Annotated in this window: 21 protein-coding genes; 12 read left to right on the top strand and 9 right to left on the bottom strand. The window is 60.6% G+C overall.

Annotated elements, in window-relative coordinates; genetic code table 11:
* Position 1: 1 nt before the first annotated feature.
* Genes AC1RQB_RS02405 through lptM form a run of 4 tightly spaced genes read right to left on the bottom strand, consistent with a single transcriptional unit; the run spans position 2 to position 3,012 of the window.
* Positions 2 to 727 (bottom strand): DUF484 family protein, encoded by a 726-nt coding sequence (locus AC1RQB_RS02405; protein WP_063342158.1) that lies wholly within the window; start codon positions 725 to 727, stop codon positions 2 to 4.
* A 13-nt stretch (positions 728 to 740) separates the two neighbouring features.
* Positions 741 to 1,571 (bottom strand): diaminopimelate epimerase, encoded by an 831-nt coding sequence (gene dapF / locus AC1RQB_RS02400; RefSeq protein ID WP_063342159.1) that lies wholly within the window; start codon positions 1,569 to 1,571, stop codon positions 741 to 743.
* Positions 1,572 to 1,575: 4 nt separating this feature from the next.
* On the bottom strand, positions 1,576 to 2,823 hold the full coding sequence (lysA, locus tag AC1RQB_RS02395; protein WP_063342160.1) for a diaminopimelate decarboxylase: 1,248 nt from the start codon (positions 2,821 to 2,823) through the stop codon (positions 1,576 to 1,578).
* A 9-nt stretch (positions 2,824 to 2,832) separates the two neighbouring features.
* A complete protein-coding gene (lptM, locus tag AC1RQB_RS02390; RefSeq protein ID WP_063342161.1) occupies positions 2,833 to 3,012 on the bottom strand; it encodes an LPS translocon maturation chaperone LptM in 180 nt (59 codons plus the stop codon).
* 329 nt (positions 3,013 to 3,341) lie between these two features.
* On the opposite strand from lptM, the gene cyaY reads away from it, so the two are divergent.
* From cyaY to rnk, 3 genes are all read left to right on the top strand, one after another.
* A complete protein-coding gene (gene cyaY, locus AC1RQB_RS02385; protein ID WP_063342162.1) occupies positions 3,342 to 3,674 on the top strand; it encodes an iron donor protein CyaY in 333 nt (110 codons plus the stop codon).
* Positions 3,675 to 3,678: 4 nt separating this feature from the next.
* Positions 3,679 to 3,897, top strand: coding sequence for a DUF1289 domain-containing protein (locus AC1RQB_RS02380; RefSeq protein WP_081235258.1), 219 nt, complete (start codon positions 3,679 to 3,681; stop codon positions 3,895 to 3,897).
* Between the two features lie 269 nt (positions 3,898 to 4,166).
* Positions 4,167 to 4,577: a nucleoside diphosphate kinase regulator gene (gene rnk, locus AC1RQB_RS02375; protein ID WP_063342163.1), complete on the top strand. Its 411-nt coding sequence runs from the start codon at positions 4,167 to 4,169 to the stop codon at positions 4,575 to 4,577.
* Positions 4,578 to 4,584: 7 nt separating this feature from the next.
* On the opposite strand, the gene AC1RQB_RS02370 is transcribed toward rnk, so the two are convergent.
* The 3 genes from AC1RQB_RS02370 to AC1RQB_RS02360 all read right to left on the bottom strand — a co-directional run bounded on the left by AC1RQB_RS02370 (position 4,585) and on the right by AC1RQB_RS02360 (position 8,499).
* Positions 4,585 to 7,431: a class I adenylate cyclase gene (locus AC1RQB_RS02370; RefSeq protein WP_063342164.1), complete on the bottom strand. Its 2,847-nt coding sequence runs from the start codon at positions 7,429 to 7,431 to the stop codon at positions 4,585 to 4,587.
* 194 nt (positions 7,432 to 7,625) lie between these two features.
* Positions 7,626 to 7,871, bottom strand: coding sequence for a TIGR02647 family protein (locus AC1RQB_RS02365; protein ID WP_007894898.1), 246 nt, complete (start codon positions 7,869 to 7,871; stop codon positions 7,626 to 7,628).
* A gap of 343 nt (positions 7,872 to 8,214) precedes the next feature.
* The gene (locus AC1RQB_RS02360) at positions 8,215 to 8,499 is read right to left on the bottom strand and encodes a hypothetical protein (protein ID WP_008076105.1); all 285 of its coding nucleotides are present in this window, start codon (positions 8,497 to 8,499) and stop codon (positions 8,215 to 8,217) included.
* A gap of 125 nt (positions 8,500 to 8,624) precedes the next feature.
* On the opposite strand from AC1RQB_RS02360, the gene AC1RQB_RS02355 reads away from it, so the two are divergent.
* Entirely contained in the window at positions 8,625 to 9,284 is a 660-nt protein-coding gene (locus AC1RQB_RS02355; RefSeq protein ID WP_063342165.1) for a glutathione S-transferase family protein, read from the top strand.
* Between the two features lie 119 nt (positions 9,285 to 9,403).
* Here AC1RQB_RS02355 and argH read toward each other — a convergent pair whose 3' ends face one another.
* Positions 9,404 to 10,798 (bottom strand): argininosuccinate lyase, encoded by a 1,395-nt coding sequence (argH, locus tag AC1RQB_RS02350; protein WP_008076102.1) that lies wholly within the window; start codon positions 10,796 to 10,798, stop codon positions 9,404 to 9,406.
* Positions 10,799 to 11,259: 461 nt separating this feature from the next.
* Here argH and AC1RQB_RS02345 point away from each other — a divergent pair, with 461 nt between their 5' ends.
* The 7 genes from AC1RQB_RS02345 to AC1RQB_RS02315 all read left to right on the top strand — a co-directional run bounded on the left by AC1RQB_RS02345 (position 11,260) and on the right by AC1RQB_RS02315 (position 17,786).
* The gene (locus tag AC1RQB_RS02345) at positions 11,260 to 12,006 is read left to right on the top strand and encodes a LytR/AlgR family response regulator transcription factor (RefSeq protein WP_007899317.1); all 747 of its coding nucleotides are present in this window, start codon (positions 11,260 to 11,262) and stop codon (positions 12,004 to 12,006) included.
* A gap of 126 nt (positions 12,007 to 12,132) precedes the next feature.
* Positions 12,133 to 13,074: a hydroxymethylbilane synthase gene (gene hemC, locus AC1RQB_RS02340; RefSeq protein WP_008076101.1), complete on the top strand. Its 942-nt coding sequence runs from the start codon at positions 12,133 to 12,135 to the stop codon at positions 13,072 to 13,074.
* Entirely contained in the window at positions 13,071 to 13,838 is a 768-nt protein-coding gene (locus tag AC1RQB_RS02335; protein WP_063342166.1) for a uroporphyrinogen-III synthase, read from the top strand. Before hemC ends, AC1RQB_RS02335 begins: the two co-directional genes overlap by 4 nt.
* Before the next feature lie 16 nt (positions 13,839 to 13,854).
* A complete protein-coding gene (locus tag AC1RQB_RS02330) occupies positions 13,855 to 15,009 on the top strand; it encodes a uroporphyrinogen-III C-methyltransferase (protein ID WP_063342167.1) in 1,155 nt (384 codons plus the stop codon).
* Positions 15,006 to 16,244, top strand: coding sequence for a heme biosynthesis protein HemY (locus AC1RQB_RS02325; protein WP_063342168.1), 1,239 nt, complete (start codon positions 15,006 to 15,008; stop codon positions 16,242 to 16,244). Before AC1RQB_RS02330 ends, AC1RQB_RS02325 begins: the two co-directional genes overlap by 4 nt.
* A gap of 352 nt (positions 16,245 to 16,596) precedes the next feature.
* On the top strand, positions 16,597 to 17,148 hold the full coding sequence (locus tag AC1RQB_RS02320; protein ID WP_063342169.1) for a disulfide bond formation protein B: 552 nt from the start codon (positions 16,597 to 16,599) through the stop codon (positions 17,146 to 17,148).
* Between the two features lie 179 nt (positions 17,149 to 17,327).
* Entirely contained in the window at positions 17,328 to 17,786 is a 459-nt protein-coding gene (locus AC1RQB_RS02315) for an Rsd/AlgQ family anti-sigma factor (protein WP_063342170.1), read from the top strand.
* A 62-nt stretch (positions 17,787 to 17,848) separates the two neighbouring features.
* Here the strand turns inward: AC1RQB_RS02315 and AC1RQB_RS02310 are convergent, their stop codons facing one another.
* Positions 17,849 to 18,514 (bottom strand): FKBP-type peptidyl-prolyl cis-trans isomerase, encoded by a 666-nt coding sequence (locus tag AC1RQB_RS02310; protein ID WP_063342171.1) that lies wholly within the window; start codon positions 18,512 to 18,514, stop codon positions 17,849 to 17,851.
* Between the two features lie 192 nt (positions 18,515 to 18,706).
* Here AC1RQB_RS02310 and AC1RQB_RS02305 point away from each other — a divergent pair, with 192 nt between their 5' ends.
* A complete protein-coding gene (locus tag AC1RQB_RS02305) occupies positions 18,707 to 19,840 on the top strand; it encodes an AlgP family protein (protein WP_063342172.1) in 1,134 nt (377 codons plus the stop codon).
* Positions 19,841 to 19,883: the final 43 nt, after the last annotated feature.

Below are 19,883 nucleotides of genomic sequence, written 5' to 3'. Positions count from 1 at the left end.
GTCAGCGTACCGAGCGCAGGGAGCTGTTGACCCGTGGCAGCACGCGCCCCATGACTTCGGCGATGTAACTCAAAAACAGCGTGCCCACCGAACTCTTGTAGTGCTGCGGATCGCGGCTGGCGATGGCCAGGACGCCGTGGATGCCCTGGTGGCAGATGGCGACGACAGCGGTGGAGCCGATCTGCTTGCGCTGTTCTTCGCCGAACAGGAAGTCCAGTTCATGCTCGCGCAGGCTGCCGCTGACGCTTTTGTCTTCCGAGAGCAAGCCGCCGATGGCCGTTTGCGCGTCGGCATGCGTCACCCAGCGACCCACCGGCATCGGGTTGTCGCCCAGCAGGATCAGGCTGACGAAGGGTACCTGGAAGTCTTGGCGCAGGCTGTCTTCAACGCTGATCACCACATCTTCTAGGCTGGTGGCGTCCATCAGCGCGAGAATCAGGCGGCGGGTCTTGTCGAAGAGTCGATCGTTGTCCCGGGCCACGTCCATCAAGTGCGAAAGGCGATGACGCAACTCGATATTGCGGTCGCGCAGAATCGTCATCTGGCGTTCGACCAGCGAAATGGTGTCGCCGCGCTGGTGCGGAATGCGCAGGGCCGGGAGTAGTTCTTCGTGCTCGATGAAGAAATCCGGATGAGCCTCCAGGTACGCGGCAATCGCCGCCGCCTCAAGGCTTTCGGAAGGGGATTCGTCGGGCTGTAGGGCGGGAACCTGGGGCTTGTCGGTCATGGATTTGGCTCACTCAAAGACGCACTTGTCCTTCGTATACGCGCACTGCCGGGCCGGTCATCATGACCGGTTGGCCTGGGCCTGCCCATTCAATGGACAGACGCCCGCCGGGCAGGTCGATCAATAGCGGCGAATCCATCCACCCCTGGCTGATCGCGGCCACTGCGGCAGCACAGGCGCCGGTTCCGCATGCCTGGGTTTCCCCGGCCCCGCGTTCCCAGACGCGCAACTGCGCACGGCTCCGGTCGATGACCTGGAGAAAACCGACATTGACCCGTGCCGGGAAGCGCGGGTGATGTTCGATTTTCGGCCCCAGTTCATGCACCGGTGCGTTGTTGATGTCGCTGACCCGCAACACGGCATGGGGGTTGCCCATGGACACCGCGGCCAGTTCGACCGTGGTGCCGTCGACGTCGACTTGATAGCTCAGGGCCTGGTTCGGGGCGTCGAATGGAATCTCGGCCGGCACCAGGCGCGGGGCGCCCATGTTGACGCTGATCTGGCCATCGTTGCGGATGTCCAGTTCGATGATGCCGCTTTTGGTCTCGACGCGAATCAGCCGCTTGGCGGTCAGGCGCTTGTCGAGCACGAAGCGGGCGAAGCAGCGCGCACCGTTACCGCACTGTTCCACTTCGGAGCCGTCGGCGTTGAAGATCCGATAGCGGAAATCCACGTCCGGATTGCTCGGCGCCTCAACGATGAGCAACTGGTCGAAGCCGATGCCGGTGTGCCGATCGCCCCATTGCTTGGCGTGCTTGGGCAGGATGTGCGCGTGCTGGCTGACCAGGTCGAGGACCATGAAATCATTGCCCAGGCCGTGCATCTTGGTAAAACGCAGCAGCATGGTTTTACTCCGGCAGCAGGCTTTCGCCAGCAAACAACTCGGCTACCGTCTCACGGCGACGCACTTCAAATGCCTGATCACCGTCCACCAACACCTCAGCGGCGCGGCCACGGGTGTTGTAGTTGGAACTCATGACAAACCCATAGGCACCGGCCGAATGCACGGCCAGCAGGTCGCCTTCTTCCAGGGCCAGTTGACGATCCTTGGCCAGGAAGTCGCCGGTTTCGCAGATCGGGCCGACGATGTCGTAGGCGCGAGCGGCGCTGTTGCGCGGGCGCACGGCGGTGACGTCCATCCAGGCTTGATACAGCGCCGGGCGGATCAGGTCGTTCATGGCCGCGTCGACGATGGCGAAGTCTTTGTGCTCGGTATGCTTGAGGTACTCGACCTGGGTCAGCAGCATGCCGGCGTTGGCGACGATGAAACGGCCCGGCTCGAACACCAGGGCCAGGTCACGACCGTCTAGACGCTCGCGCACGGCTTTGATGTAGTCGGCAGCCAATGGCGGCTCTTCATCGCGATAACGCACGCCCAAACCGCCACCGAGATCGATGTGGCGCAGGTAGATGCCGCAATCGCCGAGACGGTCGACCAGGCCCAGCAGGCGGTCAAGGGCGTCGATGAACGGCGGCAGGGTGGTCAGTTGCGAACCGATGTGGCAATCGACGCCGACCACTTCCAGGTTAGGCAGTTGTGCGGCGCGGACGTACACGTCCTCGGCATCGGCGATGGCGATGCCGAACTTGTTCTCTTTAAGACCAGTGGAAATGTACGGGTGGGTGCCAGCGTCGACATCCGGGTTCACGCGCAGCGAGATCGGCGCGCGAACGCCCAGCTCGGCGGCCACTACTTGCAGGCGTTCGAGCTCATCGGTGGACTCGACGTTGAAGCAGTGCACGCCGACTTCCAGCGCACGACGCATGTCGTCACGGGTCTTGCCGACACCGGAGAACACGATCTTGTCAGCAGTGCCGCCAGCGGCCAGTACGCGTTCCAGTTCGCCACGGGAAACGATGTCGAAACCGGCACCCAAACGCGCCAGGACATTCAGTACACCCAGGTTGGAATTGGCCTTGACCGCAAAGCAGACCAGGTGTGGCACGCCGGCCAGCGCATCGGCGTAAGCCAGGTACTGGGCTTCGATGTGGGCACGGGAGTAAACGTAGGTCGGTGTACCAAAGCGCTCGGCGATGGCGGACAGGGCAACCCCTTCCGCGAACAGCTCACCGTCACGGTAGTTAAAAGCGTCCATAGCGTTCCCTTAGTAGACGTCGTGCTTGTGGGCTTTCGACGGAGTCTGCTGCGACGATTTGGCTTGCTCTGCAGGGTCCTGATTTTCATCAGGCAGGTACAGCGGGCCTTTTTGACCACAGGCCGATAATAAGCTGACAAAAGCGACGAGCGAAGCGAGCGCAGCAAGGGAAGAGATCAGGCGCTTCATGGCGAAATCCTTGAAAATGCGTTAATTGCGCCGGAGTATACCGGCCACCCGGCAGCTTGCCTATGCGACGGGCCTCCCGTCCGGCGGGCCTTCGCCGGATGCCGGTAAGTTAGGTGCAGTCCATTGTGGGAGCGGGCTTGCTCGCGAATGCGGTGGTTCAGTCAACAAACATGTTGGATGTGCTGGCCCCTTCGCGAGCAAGCCCGCTCCCACAGGTACAGCGCTACCATATCGATATCGACGCTTGATCGTTATCCTTTGCAATCACCGGAGCTCGCCCGTATCTTGCGGCGCTTGAGCGTGAGTAGACACTTTTTGAGGTTCCCGCAATGAGTTTGACCGAAGCCCGTTTCCACGACCTGGTCGATGCAACCCAGCAGACGCTGGAGGATATTTTCGACGAGAGTGGCCTGGATATCGATCTGGAGAGTTCGGCCGGTGTGCTCACCGTCAAGTTCGAAAGCGGCAGCCAATTGATCTTCAGTCGTCAGGAGCCGCTGCGTCAGCTGTGGCTGGCGGCCGTGTCGGGTGGCTTCCATTTTGATTATGACGAAGAGAGCGAACGCTGGATGTGCGACAAGAGCGAAGAGCAACTGGGCGAAATGCTCGAGCGCATCGTCAAGCAGCAAGCCGACGTCGAACTCGATTTCGAAGGTCTGTGAGATCGTGACCCAGCCCGCTCCCGTTCGTCCGCCCAAACCGCTTTACAGCAATGTCAGCCCGGCGGTGCCGTCGCCGTGCAGCGGTGTGTGTCGGCTGGATGAGCAGAAGGTTTGTCTGGGGTGTTTTCGCCATGTCGAAGACATTCGCGAATGGCGTTCGGCCGACGATGAGCGGCGGCGAGTGATTTGTGCGCAGGCTGCACAACGCAAAGCTTTGGCTTAAGGGCTTTTGTGGCGAGGGAGCTTGCTCCCGTTCGGCTGCGCAGCAGTCGTGAACTTTTCGGGGCCGCTGCGCGCCCCAGCGGGAGCAAGCTCCCTCGCCACAAAGTTACTCGCCAACCCTAAAGAGTGCGTTCAGCGGCCTCACTTGTATATTTATTGAGCTGTGATAGTGTCCAGAGACGCCTCAACCCATCGAGGCTCGTGAAAACCCCGCCTTTTTCTGGCGGGGTTTTGCTTTTTTCGTGCAGAAGAAAGGAGTCTGCCCTGATCATGACCGCACCTTCCATCACCCTTACCCGTCTGGACGTGCAACGTCTGGAGCGCCTGATCGACAGCCTGGATGACACGCTGCCGGGCGTTATCGCGCTGCAAACCGAACTGGATCGCGCCGATACCCTGGTCGGTCACGATGAAGTGCCCGCCGATGTCGTGACCATGAATTCCCGTGTGCATTGCCGTGAAGAGAGCAGCGGCAAGGACTATCACCTGACCCTGGTTTACCCCAAGGATGCCAACGCCGACGAAGGCCGGATTTCCATTCTGGCGCCGGTGGGCAGTGCTTTGCTGGGCCTGAAAGTCGGTCAGCACATCGACTGGCCGGCACCGGGCGGCAAGACCCTCAAACTGACTTTGCTGGAAGTCGAATCGCAACCTGCCAATGGCGGCGATTACAACGTTTGACCATGCCTCAGACCTGCTCGAGCGCCTCGTTCAAGGCGCGCTCCAGGTCGGCCTTGTAGCGCAGATACAGATGGCTTGAACCCTGACCATCACCGAGCAGGCCCGACAGGTCCAGGTCGGTGATGTAGCAGCGATAGCGTTCGGTCTCGCGGCGCTGCTCGACGATTTCCCGGGCGACTACGCTGAACAGTTCGTCGCCATGTTCCAGCTCTGAAAATTCCCGCTGATTGCAATACAACGTGACCTGCACCTGCCCTGGTGCGGCTTTGCCGACGATGGCCTGCACGTCATAGAACGGTTTGTTGACCGGGGTTTGCGGTGCCGGCCGGGCTTCTACCCGGCGCGCCCGCGCGGAGCCTGAAGGCAACAACTGGTAATACAAAGTCTCCAGACTCAGCGGCTGGGCGGTGTCCATCGGCAGCAAGGCATCGCGCCGGTACTGAATCGATTGCAGGAAACGTTGCAGTGGCACCAACAGGCTTTGTTCGTCGTGATAGGGCAAGCGTTGCTGCCACAGGGCATTGAATTCATCCAGTACATACACATCGGCCTGGTGTTCGTTAATCCGGTAGAACACCTGAACGCAGTCGGGTTGCCCCATGGGCAGGATCAGCGCCAGGTCGTGGTCTTCCAGTGCCATCGGGTCCAGATGAAACGGGCTATAGCTCGCCAGTTCTTCGCCGAGGTAATCGAACAGCGCCGGCAGGGTGGCGAGGGCAATGTGATTGACCTGGCCCGGCACCAGCTCCAGCACGTGGTAGTGCTGCTGGACCTGAATCAGGTAACGATGATTGAGTTTGCTCAGCAGCAGGTTCTGCGCGGTGTCGAGGATTTCTTCGACCCGCCGGGCAATGAATTGTGCGCGGTTGTGACAGAAGCAACGCACCCGCAGCTTGGGCTGTTGTGGCCCGTCCGGCAGATTGTTGAGGTAATCGCGCAGGCAGTCGAGCAGGGCGTGGGGGCCGTCAAAACGGCTGACCAGCACCTCGTTCCAGCTATTGAGCGTGACCTGATCCAGGGTCAGCACCAGGTTTTCCCGCACGCCGGCGTAGCTCAGCGAGTCGGTGCGCTCGGTGGTCATCAGGATGTTCAGGTCGCGATGGTGCTTGAGCGGGTCGATGCCGACGTTCACCAGAATCAGTACTTCGCTCGGCACACTGGCGCGCAGCAAAGGCTCTTCGGCGACAGTGGTCAGGGGCAGGGCGATGCTTTGTTGCAGGCTGCCAAGCAGGTTGAACAGTTCGAACTCGCTCAAGTCGCTGGTGCCGGGGTGCAGGGCCAGGCGGGTGCTGCTGTCGATCACGCCGTTGCGGTGGCACCAGGTGAGCAGTTCCAGCAGCTGGCGGCTGCGCTTGATTGGCGCGAAATGCTCCCATTCGTGGGCGGCCAGGCTGCCGTTGTACAAACCCCATTGGGTTTGCCCCGGTTCTTTCTTGTTGGGTGCCTGCACCAGCGTCAAGGTGTCTTCGGCCAGATCAGGGGCGATGCCCGGGTTGATGAATTCGACCTTGTCGGCCTTGCGCTCGAAGGCTGCGTACAACCGCCGGCCCAACACATTGAGGTCGCGCTTGTTGATCAGGCTGACGGTCTGCTCGTTGCGGGCAAACTGCGTCAGGAAGCGATAGCTGTAGTTCAGTTCGCCAACCAGGGTTCGGCGTTCGGCGCTGACCTGGCGGACTTTCCACTGGCTGCGGCTGTCGAGCAATGCGAGCTGACGCTGATCCCACTGCCATTCGTTGGCCAGGCGTTCGAGCAATGAACGCTGCCAGCTCTGGGTGCGCCCGCTGCTGCCGGTGAGCTTGCGGTTGACCTTCAGGTACAGCGCGCGGCGTACCAGCTCCAGGCGTTCCGGTTCGCCCCGGGCCGTGAGGTATTCCTCGATGCGCCGGTAAACCACGACGTATGGATCCAGTTCGTCGAGGTCCAGTCGATTGGCAAACACCGCCTGCTTGAAACGCAGGCTCAGGCACTGGACCTTGGGGTGTTCGCTGGCGTACACCTCGGTCAGCAGCAGTTTGAGCACTGATTTGTACGGTGACTCGATGCCCTTGAACAATTGCCAGAGCCCGGCACCGATGAATTCCCCGGGCGGGATGTACGCCAGATGTCCCAGGTCCAGGGTTTCGTCGGCACGGATGAATCGCTTGGAAAGCAGCGTGTGGGTGTAACGGTCGTACGCGGCCTCCTCGTAAACCGGCACCAGCCACCAGATGGGTGTGCGGCCAGCCAGCCAGATCGCGGTGCGGTAGAACTCGTCCAGCAGCAGGTAGTGCTGGGTGGTGCCGCAGTCTTCCGAACTCAGTTGGGTATCGCGCTCGCCGAGCACGAAGCGAGCAGGGTCGATCAGGAAGAAATGTGCCTCGGCACCCTGGCTGGCGGCCCATATTTCAAGCAACTGGCATTTCTTGCGCAGCTCGCTGAGTTCGCTTTCGCTCAAGTCCGGCCCGTGACAGACCCAGACGTCCATATCGCTCTGATCGGCTTGAGCCAGGGTACCGAGGCTGCCCATCAGGAACAGGCCGTGAATCGGTCGCGGCGGGTTGCTGCCGTGGCGTGGCTTGTAGGAAAACGAGCGGGTCAGGCGCTGGGCTTCGGCGAGTGTATTGGCGTCAGGTTCGAAATTCGACAGCCCGGCCGGGGTGCTACCCGAAACGTAACCCGGCAACAACGGATGATTGACGTGGAAAAACAGCGGCAGCAGGGTCAGCACCGTTTGCTGGCGGGTCGACAACCCTTCCATGGCGCGGGCCATGCGGCCCTCGTTGAGCTTCAGAAAACGGGCGCGCAGCTGGCTGAGAACCTTGCGGTCGATTCCCTCGTCCAGATCGGGGCGGATTTCATGGGTGCGGGTCATGTCAGCTCAATCCGGCTCGCGGGGCTCGGACGTGGTGGGCTCGGGATGAGGGGCAGTTTAGCGCCTCGGCCCCGGGACTTTTAAGCTGATTTTGTATTTCTGGCGTCAGGTTTCTATCGTACAGCGACAGCGGGCACCAAAGTGTGCCCGCGGAAATCCCGTGACAGAGGTTTCCGTGGGCGATGCGGTGAGGCTCAGGCTGTTTCGCGCACGGACAGAATGGTTAGAACGGTTTGCACATTTTGTGCAGCGTCACGCCCCAGGCTGGTCAGATAACCGCCATCGGGCTGGGTGATCAATTCTTTATCGAACAGTCTTTGGGCAGCGGCAATGGCTTTCGGGGCAGCGGTCTGATGAATTTTCAAACCTTCCTGGGAACTGTCCAGGTTGAAGAGGGCGAGGATTTCCAGTTCGGCAACCAACTCAGGGGTAAGCGACATAAGGACTCCAGACTTTCTAGGAATTGGACGATAGCGCTCCTAAGGTGAGCCCACTCGCGCAGCATGTCCAGTGCTCGTAACAGGGTTTTTTCGCCTTGGGGTGGTTTCCAGTTTAGTCAGCGTCTGGGGCAAGGCGGTACTGATTGGTGACAATCTATGTGGAGGCGGGCTTTTGTGGCGAGGGGGCTTGCCTGTGGCGAGGGAGCTTGCTCCCGTTGGGTCGCGAAGCGACCCCAAAAGCTTTGCGACTGCTACGCAGCCGAACGGGGGCAAGCTCCCTCGCCACAGGTTACTCTGATTCAAGACTCTCTTAAGTGAACAGTATTCCGTGCCAGGGCTCGGCTTATTTCTTTTCCGGTGGCAACTCTGGCAGCGCGCGCAGCGCAGTTTCGTACCATTCGCTGTTGAACGGGCGGTCTTCTTCGAGGATCGCGTCGATTTCCACCGCCAGCACGTGGGCCATCAGGTTGAGGATTTCCTCACGCTCGTAACCCACCAGGGTCAGCTTGTTGAAGGTCGCCTTGGCCGCTGGCGGGTTATCGCTTTCGATCTGGTTTTCGATGGCTTCGATCAGGGTGTTTTCGGCGAACTCTTCTTCGTCGATCTCGATATCAGTTGGCTCGCTCATGGCAGGCTCCTCAAGTTAAGGCGGCCAGTTTACCTGCATTCAGCGCTGTGATGCTGCTGGCAGGAAGTGCCCGGGCGTTCTATAACTGGCGCTGCCAACCCCTTGCACGGCCTGGAGGCTATGTAATGCTCAAGCTTTATGGATTTTGCGTCAGCAACTACTACAACATGGTCAAGCTGGCGTTGCTGGAGAAGGGACTGCCGTTTGAAGAGGTGCCGTTTTACCCGGGCACTACCCCCGAGACGCTAGCCATCAGCCCACGCGGAAAGGTTCCAGTGCTGGGCGTCGAACGAGGTTTCATCAATGAAACCAGCGTGATTCTCGAGTACCTCGAGCAGAGCCAGAAAGGCACGCCGCTGCTGTCCAGTGATCCGTTCGAACGGGCGCAGGTGTTGGCGCTGGCCAAGGAGATCGAGCTGTACATCGAGTTGCCGGGCCGCGCGTGCTATGCCGAGGCGTTCTTCGGTATGGCCGTGCCGGACGCGATCAAAGAGAAAACCAAGGCCGAGTTGCTGCTGGGCTTTGCTGCCCTGAGCAGGCATGGCAAGTTCGCCCCCTACGTCGCGGGTGACAGCCTGAGCGTGGCCGATCTGTATTTCCTCTACAGCGTGCCGTTGGCGCGTGCCGTGGCGCAGAAGCTGTTTGATATCGATCTGTTGGCCGAGATGCCAGCGGCCAGGGCGCTGCTGGAGCGTCTGGAGCAGAATCCGCATGTGCAGCGGATCGCAAAGGACAAGGACGCGGCGATGCCAGCGTTCCTGGAGATGATCGCGTCCAAAAAGTAGACGTGTAACGATCTTGAGAATGCCTTCGCGGGCAAGCCCGCTCCCACAGGTTTCTCTGTCTGCCATAGATTTTGGCCCGTCGGAGATCCTTGTGGGAGCGAGGCTTGCCCGCGAAGCTTTTAACGGCTGGCGAGCAACGCCTGGCCGCGAGCAACAGCCTTCTTGACCTGCGCCGGCGCAGTCCCGCCGATATGGTCACGGGCATTCACCGAGCCTTCCAGGGTCAGCACGGCAAATACGTCCTGTTCGATCTGGTCGCTGAACTTGCGCAGTTCTTCCAGGCTCATTTCCGCCAGATCCTTGCCGGTGTCCACGCCATACTTCACCGCATGGCCGACGATCTCGTGGCAATCACGGAACGGCAGGCCACGGCGCACCAGGTAGTCAGCCAGATCAGTGGCGGTGGAGAAACCGCGCAGGGCCGCTTCGCGCATCATCGCGTGTTTCGGCTTGATCGCCGGGATCATGTCGGCAAAGGCTCGCAGCGAATCGCGCAGGGTGTCGGCGGCGTCGAACAGCGGCTCCTTGTCTTCCTGGTTGTCCTTGTTGTAGGCCAATGGTTGGCCTTTCATCAGGGTCAGCAAGCCCATCAATGCGCCGAATACCCGGCCAGTCTTGCCGCGAACCAGTTCCGGCACGTCCGGGTTTTTCTTTTGCGGCATGATCGAGCTGCCGGTGCAGAAACGGTCCGGCAGATCGATGAACTGGAATTGTGCGCTGGTCCACAGCACCAATTCTTCGGAGAAACGCGACAAGTGCATCATCGCGATGCTCGCGGCCGAGCAGAATTCGATAGCGAAGTCGCGATCGGACACGTTGTCCAGGGAGTTACCGCCGACCGCGTCGAAGCCCAGCAGTTGAGCGGTGTACTCGCGGTCGATCGGGTAAGTGGTGCCCGCCAGCGCGGCGCTGCCCAGCGGCATGCGGTTGGTGCGCTTGCGGCAGTCGACCAGACGTTCGTAGTCGCGGCTGAGCATTTCGAACCAGGCCAGCATGTGGTGCCCGAAGGTCACCGGCTGGGCGGTTTGCAGGTGAGTGAAGCCCGGCATGATGCTGGCGGCTTCGCGCTCGGCCTGCTCCAGCAAGCCTTGTTGCAGGCGGGTGATTTCGCCCAGGATCAGGTCGATCTCGTCACGCAGCCACAGGCGGATGTCGGTGGCGACCTGGTCGTTACGACTGCGGCCGGTGTGCAGCTTTTTACCGGTCACGCCGATGCGGTCGGTCAGACGCGCCTCGATGTTCATGTGCACGTCTTCAAGGTCGATGCGCCAGTCGAACTGGCCGGCCTCGATTTCACCCTGGATGGTGTTCAGGCCATCGATGATGCTGTCGCGCTCGGCATCGGTCAGCACGCCGACCTTGGCCAGCATGCTGGCGTGGGCGATCGAGCCCATGATGTCGTGGCGATACAGGCGCTGGTCGAAGGTGACGGAGGCGGTGAAGCGGGCGACGAAGGCGTCGACGGGTTCACTGAAGCGGCCGCCCCAGGACTGATTGGTCTTGTCAGTGCTCATGAATTCGCTCGTATCGGCTTGAAGAAAGATGGCGTGAAACGCTGACGCGGATAATAACAGGGTTGCCAATCCTGTCGCTGACACTGGTCGACAGGTTTTTTTCTCATCGTGCGACCCCTGCTCGAAGCAAGCGATGCGGAAATTGCACAACGATATTTCTCAATTGAGCAATATCGTCCCGGCAACCGTCTACAGTTGGACAGAGGATCAGCGCACTTCTCGATGCTGCAGCTGACTATAGAGAGAAGAGGGGTGTTCATATTGTGTATCAGCAAACCCTACGGCGATGCCTCGCCATTGCGGGCCTGGGCCGCCAGTCACGCGGCAGATAAAAATTTAGCCGCCGGTCTCGCGGCACTTTTTGGCCCTCGCGCTAGTCTTAGCGTGGATCGCGGTGACGGACGTCACTTCACCTGTCTACGCTATCCTTGTGCGAGACTCACGCAGGAATCCAGCGCAATATGAATGTCCTGATCGTTGATGACGAACCCCTGGCCCGCGAGCGCCTGAGCCGAATGGTGGGCGAACTCGAGGGATACAATGTCCTGGAGCCCAGCGCCACGAACGGCGAAGAGGCGTTGGCACTGATCGACAGTCACAAACCGGATATCGTGCTGCTCGATATTCGCATGCCGGGCCTCGATGGCCTGCAAGTGGCTGCACGATTGTGCGAACGCGAAACCCCGCCCGCCGTGGTGTTTTGCACCGGGCCCGATGAATTTGCCGTGGAAGCCCTACAGGCCAGCGCCGTGGGCTATCTGGTGAAGCCAGTGCGCACAGAACAGTTACACGAAGCATTAAAGAAAGCCGAGCGACCCAATCGCGTCCAGCTCGCGGCCTTGACTCGCCCTGCGGCCGAAACCGGTAGCGGTCCGCGCAGCCACATCAGCGCCCGCACCCGAAAAGGCATCGAGCTGATTCCGTTGGGTCAGGTGGTCTACTTCATTGCCGACCACAAGTACGTCACCTTGCGTCATGAAGGCGGTGAAGTGCTGCTCGACGAACCACTCAAGGCCCTCGAAGACGAATTTGGCGACCGTTTCGTGCGGATCCACCGCAATGCACTGGTGGCTCGTGAACGCATCGAGCGGCTGCAACGCACGCCCTTGGGGCATTTCCAGCTGTTTCTCAAAGGCCTGAACGGCGATGCCCTGATCGTCAGTCGACGCCATGTGGCCGGCGTGCGAAAAATGATGCAACAGCTTTAGGGGCCGGATTTCTACCCTATTACCGGACATTGAGGGCCAGGGAGGCCATGCAGTTTCTGATACAAGTCAAAGCGGATTTGGCTGAGCTGTTATTATCTGCCGTATCTATTCAGTACGGATTGATCCATGTCCTCTCGCGAAATCCGCATCGCCACCCGCAAAAGTGCTCTCGCCCTGTGGCAGGCCGAATACGTCAAGGCTCGTCTGGAAGAGGCCCATCCGGGCCTGCTCGTGACGCTGGTCCCGATGGTCAGTCGAGGCGACAAGCTGCTCGATTCGCCGCTGTCGAAAATTGGCGGCAAGGGCTTGTTCGTCAAGGAGCTGGAAACCGCGCTGCTGGAAAACGCAGCCGACATCGCCGTGCACTCCATGAAAGACGTGCCGATGGACTTCCCTGAAGGCCTCGGTCTGTTCTGCATCTGCGAGCGCGAAGACCCGCGCGATGCCTTTGTCTCCAATACCTACACCAGCCTTGATGAGTTGCCGCCAGGCAGCATCGTCGGCACCTCCAGCTTGCGTCGCCAGGCGCAGTTGCTGACCCGCCGCCCGGACCTGGAAATCCGCTTCCTGCGCGGCAACGTCAACACTCGCCTGGCCAAGCTCGATGCCGGCGAATACGACGCTATCATCCTCGCCGCGGCGGGTTTGATTCGCCTGGGCTTCGAAGACCGCATCACCTCGGCCATCAGTGTCGAAGACAGTCTGCCGGCCGGTGGCCAAGGCGCGGTCGGTATCGAATGCCGTAGCGCCGACACTGAAATCCATGCGCTGCTGGCGCCGCTGCATCATCAGGACACGGCCACTCGCGTTACCGCCGAACGTGCGCTCAACAAGCATTTGAATGGCGGCTGCCAGGTGCCGATCGCTTGCTACGCCGTGCTTGAAGGCGAGCAAATCTGGTTGCGCGGGTTGGTGGGTGATCCGGGCGGCGGCCTGTTGCTCAGCGCCGAGGCCCGGGCGCCGCGGGCTGATGCCGAGGCATTGGGTGTGCAAGTGGCTGAAGACCTGCTGAGCCAGGGCGCCGCCGACATTCTGAAAGCAGTCTATGGCGAGGCAGGGCACGAGTGACTGGCTGGCGCCTGTTGCTGACGCGCCCTGCGGATGAATCGGCGGCGCTTGCCCGTGTGCTGGCCGACGCGGGGATTTTCAGCAGCAGCTTGCCGCTTTTGGATATCGAGCCGATTCCTGCCTCTGACACAATGCGCGAAGTGATTCAGAACCTGGAAAACTATTGCGCGGTGATCGTGGTCAGCAAACCGGCCGCCAGAATCGCTGTCAGCCTGCTCAACCAGTACTGGCCGCAACCGCCGGGCCTGAAGTGGTTCAGCGTGGGCGCGGCGACGGCGCAGATTCTCGAGGATAGCGGGCTGGATGTGAGCTTCCCGGTCGACGGCGATGACAGCGAAGCCTTGCTTGAGCTTGCGCCGTTGCGCGAGGCTGTCGCCGGCCCCGATCCGCGAGTGCTGATCCTGCGCGGGGAGGGTGGGCGCGAGTTGCTGGCTGAGCGTTTACGCGAGCTTGGTGCTAGTGTCGAGTATCTGGAGTTGTACCGACGTGGTTTGCCACAGTACCCGTCGGCAACGCTGCCTGACCGGATCAAGGCGGAACGCTTGAACGGGCTGGTGGTCAGCAGTGGACAGGGTTTTGAGCACCTGCACCGATTGGCTGGCGATGCCTGGCCGAGCATGGTGCGGCTGCCGTTGTTTGTTCCAAGCCCCAGGGTCGCCGAGCTGGCACGCGCCGCCGGGGCCCAAACAGTTGTGGATTGTCGTGGCGCCAGTGCCGCGGCCTTGCTGGCGGCGTTACGGGAACACCCCGTGCCCGTTTTCTAATGCAAAGGATGGATACGTGAGCGAAACAGCCTTGCCTAAAGATGACGTCCGGCCCGTGCTTGATGCACCGGCTGATGCACCGGTTGAAACTGCGCCACCTGCTGTTGAGCAGCGCCGAGGCAATGGGTTGGCAATCGTCGCGCTACTGTTGGGCGCGGCAGGTGTTGCTGTGGGCGGCTGGGGAGTCTGGCAGGTGCGTCACCTGCAAGCCAATAACCAGCAACAGTTGAGTCAGGTTCAGGCGCTGAACGATCAGGCCCAGAGCTTGAAGCTCAACGAACAACGCCTGACGGCTCGCCTCGAGCAAATGCCTGCCGCCGAGGAACTCGACGCGCGCAGTCGTCTGGTCACGCAACTCCAAGGCGATCAGCAACGTCTGAATCAACGTCTGGAAACCGTCCTCGGCGCGAGCCGCAAGGACTGGCGTCTGGCCGAAGCCGAGCACTTGCTGCGCCTGGCCAGCCTGCGTCTGTCGGCATTGCAGGACATCAGCAGCGCCCAGGCTCTGGTGCAAGGCGCCGACGAAATTCTTCGTGAACAGAACGACCCCGGGGCTTTCGCCGCTCGCGAGCAAGTGGCAAAAACCCTGGTGGCCCTGCGCAGTACCGAACAGCCGGATCGCACCGGGTTGTTCCTGCGACTGGGTGCCTTGCGCGATCAGGTGATCAACCTCACCGAGCTGGCGCCTGAGTACAAGGATCGTGGTGAATCCCTGCTGGGCCTGACCGCTGATGGCGATGGCGCCAGTCGCTGGGCGCAATGGTGGGATCAGATCTCGCGTTATATCCGCATCGATTTCAACGCCGACAAGAATGTCCGACCGTTGCTGGCAGGGCAGAGCCTGAGCCAGGTGCGTCTGGCTCTCAGTCTGGCGCTGGAGCAGGCGCAATGGGCCGCGCTCAATGGCCAGGCCGCGGTTTACACCCAAGCGCTGGCCGAAGCGCGGGACGTGCTCAAGAGCAACTTCAACCCGGACAACCCTCAGAGCAAAGTCATGCTGGAGCAGGTGGCCGAGTTGAGCAAGCAGCCAGTCACGGTGATCACGCCAGATCTGACGGGCACGTTGAGTACGGTCCAGGCCTATCTTGAGCGGCGCAACGTCAACGCCGAGGAGTCGGTGAAACCTCTGGCCAAACCTGCCGCGAGCACGACGCAGGAGGCCACGCCATGAAGCGCCTCTATGTGATCGTGTTCGTGGTCATCGCGGCGGCTGCCGCGCTGGGGCTGGCGATTGCCGAGCATTCTGGCTATGTGCTGATCGCCTACAAAACTTTCCGTTACGAATCGAGCCTGTGGGCAACCCTCGCCCTGGTGGCCGTGCTGTGGCTGGTGTTCTGGGGCATCAAGGCGCTGATCGAGCTGGTGACGACTTCCGGTGGAGTGGTCAATCCATGGTCCCGGCGCAATCGCAGCCGGCGGGTGCAAGTGGCGATAGAACACGGTCAGCTGGATTTGGCCGAGGGCCGCTGGGCCAGTGCGCAGCGTCATCTGTATCGCGCAGCGGAAGCCGAGCGCCAGCCGCTGCTCTACTACCTCGGTGCCGCCCGCGCCGCGAACGAACAAGGTCACTACGAGGAAAGCGACAACCTGCTGGAGCGCGCCCTCGAGCGGCAGCCCCAGGCCGAGCTGGCGATTGCCTTGAACCATGCCCAGTTGCAGACTGACCGCGGCGACACTGAAGGCGCGCTGGTGACCCTGCAAGCCATGCACGAGCGTCATCCTCATAACGTCCAGACCCTGCGCCAGTTGCAGCGCCTGCTTCAGCAGCGGGGCGACTGGTCGGCAGTGATTCGCTTGTTGCCGGAGTTACGCAAGGACAAGGTATTGCCACCGGCCGAACTGGCTGAGCTGGAGCGTCGTGCCTGGGGTGAAAATCTTTCGTTGGCGGCGCAGCGGGAAGAGGACGGAACGGTCGGTTTGCAATCGCTCAATCGCGCCTGGCAGCAACTCACCGCCGCTCAGCGCCAGGAACCGCAACTGGTGCTGGCCTATGCCGAGCAATTGCGGCAACTAGGGGCACAGGTCGAGGCCGAGGAGGTCCTGCGTGCAGCCCTCAAGCGCAAATACGACAGCCATCTGGCACGCCTTTACGGGCTGGTTCGCGGCAGCGATGCGGCCAGGCAACTGCACACCGCCGAGGGTTGGCTCAAGGATCATCCCGCCGACCCGAGCCTGCTGCTGACGTTGGGCCGTTTGTGCCTGCAAAGCAGTCTGTGGGGCAAGGCCCGGGATTATCTGGAGAGCAGCCTGCGCGTGCAGCGCAACCCTGAAGCCTGCGCCGAGCTGGCGCGGTTGCTGGCGCAACTGGGTGACACCGAACGCAGTAATCAGCTGTTCCAGGAGGGCTTGGGTCTATTGGATGAGCGTTTGCTGGCGGCACCGCTGCCGGTGCCGGCTCACGCCTGATTTCCTGAGTCGGACCTATGTAGCAGCTGCCGAAGGCGGCGTTCGGCTGCGCAGCAGTCGTAAATCAGGCGCCACGGTTTGATCAGGTGGGGCGCGTTAGACGGATGACGACTGCTGCGCAGCCGAACGCAGCCTTCGGCAGCTGCTACAGGGCGGTAATCGCTTCGAATCCGCCGCTGTTTCAGCGTTGTAATCCTTTGCCGGCAAAGTCCTACAGAGGACTACATCAAATCCTCTCGACGCTGTCGGGAATTCCCTACACTTCTGGTGAAGTGTCCGTGGGGGCCTGCCTTGAAAGGCTGCTGCGCTTTCCTCTACCGTAACCGCCTGTCTCTACTGTTACGGAAAAGCCATGTCTTTGGCCTGCTCACGCTCCTTGTTTTTCATGGTTTTCATTGCAGGTGCCCTGGCCTTGGGCGTTTCCTATCACCTGGAATATGCGGTCGGCCTCAAGCCGTGCGGGTTGTGCCTGTTGCAGCGGGTTTGCCTGGCGCTGCTGACGGGTGTCTGCCTGGCGGCTTCAGTGCAGGGGCCTGGACGCTTTGGATCCTTCCTGTATTGGTTGCTGGGTCTGTTCTGCAGTCTGGCGGGCACCATCACGGCGTGGCGGCAGGTGGTGTTGCAGAGCGATCCGGTGCATCAGTTATCGACATGTTCGCCTGATCTGGCCGATCTGTTCGCCACTATGCCCTGGCTTTGTGTCGTGCAGCGAATGTTCAAAGGAACCGCCGATTGCGCGGAAATTTCCTGGACGCTGTTCGACCTGAGCATCCCGGAATGGAGTTTGCTGTTCTTCGTTGCGATGATGATTCTGGGCGGGTATCAGTTGCTGCGCCTTGTCTGGATCGCGTGTCAGCAACCGCTCAGCGGCGAGTCGTCGCACCGGGCATTGGCGGGTGATTAAACACTTGTATGAACTTTATCTCCTGCGTACCTTGAAGCCATAGGCGCGCGGGCATAATCTGGCCCGCACGTGTCATTGGATTTATGTTGCTCGAATGACGCTCTGCCTGGTCGATTCTTGATCTTCAAGTGTGCGACAGGTGTAGAGCAGCATGACCCACAAGGGAAGAGAGAATCACCATGCTCGAAAGTTGTCAGAATGCTCAGGAACGCTGGGGTGGAGTGCATCTGCTGATCGACCGCTGGTTGCAGGAGCGTCACGAACTGGTTCGGGCCTATGATGCTCTCGGCGACAAGCCCGAGGCTCTGGGCGAGAACCGAAAACAGTTGCAGGAGTTCTGCGGTGTGCTGGTCGACTACGTGTCAGCCGGGCATTTCGAGATCTACGAACAGCTGACCGGCGAAGCCAGGGCGTTCGGTGATACTCGCGGTCTGGAGTTGGCCGAGACAATTTACCCGCGCATCGACGTCATCACCGAGAAGCTGCTGGCGTTCAACGATCTATGTGATGCCGGCAAGTGTGTCGCGGAGAAATTCAAGGAGCTGGGTGGCTTGTTGCACGAACGCTTCGAGCTGGAAGATTGCCTGATCGAAGTGCTGCACACTGCTCACAAGGAAGAGGATTCGGTTCAAGCCTGAACCTTATCCAGCAACACCCTCAAAACGGTGCGCAAATGCGCGCCGTTTTTCGATTCCGGTTTTCAGCTTTTAGCACCGCGCAATTCGACCTCGAATACCAGCGGCGTGAATGGCGCAATCAGGTCGCCGGCACCCTCGGCACCATAGGCTTGGGCCGATGGAATCACCAGGCGCCATGTCGCGCCGACCGGCATGTTTTGCAGCGCACTGCGCCAGCCCGCTATCACACTATCAAGACTGAACCACTGCGCCTCGCTGTTTTGGTCGAACACTGAGCCGTCAGGCAGGCGTCCGATATACAGCACCTGGACCTTGCCATTCGGACCGGCCTTGGCACCGGTGCCTGGCACCAACTCTGTCAGCAATATTCCATCGGCCAGTTCGCGAACGCCGGGTTTGGCTTTTTCTTCAGCGAGAAACCGTCGCTCGTTTTCCAATGCCAATTCGCTTTGTGGTACAGGCGACTGCATGGCAATCCGGGCTTCATGCTCAGCCAGAATCTGTTCGATCCGCTCATCTTTCAGTGCCAGCGGCTTGCCTTGATAGGCTTGTTGCAAACCTTCGAGCAGGGCCTGAAGTTGCAGGTCCGGAACTTCCTGGCGCAAGCGTTCGCCAAGGCTTGCGCCCAAGCTGTAAGCGAGATCGTGAGTGTCATTTGCGGCGGTTTTTTCGGCGGCTTGCGCCACAGAAAAAACCACGCACAACGATAAAAAAAGGTAGCGCGACATGGGCACTCTCCGACCTGAGATGCGCAGGATTATGCCAGTGTGAATGCGTTCAAAGGTGAACTGGTTTTGCGCAAGCACAGAACATTTTTACTTCGTTGCAACGTAGTGCTTTCGATACTGTCAACATGCCCTAGCGGCGGTTGCAGCAGAGGTCTAGTATGAGCCGCATTCACGTCAGCCAGGAGGTAAACCATGTCGGCCACCAAGAAGCCAGTAAATACTCCGTTGCACTTACTCCAACAACTCTCGGGCAGCCTGCTCGAGCATTTGGAAAACGCTTGTTCCCAAGCCTTGGCTGATGCTGAAAAACTGCTCGCCAAACTGGAGAAGCAGCGCGGAAAAGCACAGGAAAAGTTGCACAAATCCCGGACCAAATTGCAGGACGCTGCGGCGGCCGGCAAGGCCAAGGCACAAGCCAAAGCCAAGGGTGCGGTGAAGGAGCTTGAGGACTTGCTCGATGCCCTCAAGGATCGTCAATCCGAAACGCGCAGCTACATTCTGCAACTCAAGCGCGATGCTCAAGAAAGCCTGAAACTGGCCCAGGGCGTCGGTCGTGTACAAGAGGCTGTCGGCAAGGCGCTGTCCCTGCGTTCGGCCAAGCCTGCTGCGGCTCCTGCCAAGCAAGCCGCTGCCAAACCGGCTGCTGCAAAAGCATCGGCCAAGCCTGCTGCCAAACCGGCTGCCAAAGCACCGGTGAAAGCCGCAGCAAAACCTGCCGCTAAACCTGCGGCGAAAAAAACAGTCGCTGCAAGCGCTGCCAAACCTGCCGCCAAGCCAGCCGCTGCCAAAACAGCTGCCGCTAAACCGGCTGCCAGAACCGCTGCTGCTAAACCCGCGGTGGCGAAAACTGCAGCGGCGAAAGCAGCTGCCAAACCGGCCGCAAAACCAGCTGCAAAACCAGCTGCAAAACCAGCTGCAAAAACTGCCGCTGCGAAACCTGCCGCTGCGAAACCTGCTGCCAAGCCAGCCGCGAAATCAGTCGCGACTAAAACAGCTGCCAAGCCAGCTGCAAAACCAGCTGCAAAAGCTGCAGCCAAACCGGCTGCCAAAACTGCTGCTGCAAAACCTGCTGCAGCCAAGCCAGCTACTGCTGCAAAACCTGCCGCAGCGAAACCAGCAGCCAAACCTGCCGCTACCAAACCGGCTGCAAAACCAGCGGTGAAAAAACCGGTTGCCGCCAAGCCGGCCGCCGCGCCAGTTGCCAAGCCAGCCAACCCGGCTCCGGCAGCAACGTCTGCCTTAGCAGCAGCCACCTCGACAGCCACGCCAGCGCCAACGCCGGCCGCCGCATCGATCGCAGCAACCACCCCAACCAGCGCTTCCTAAGTGCCGGTTGCCGGGGGGGGGGGGGGGGGGGGGGGGGGGGGGG

It is taken from the genome of Pseudomonas sp. GW822-FHT02E03 (genome assembly GCF_058802325.1).
This window is presented reverse-complemented; position numbering and strand designations above follow the sequence as displayed.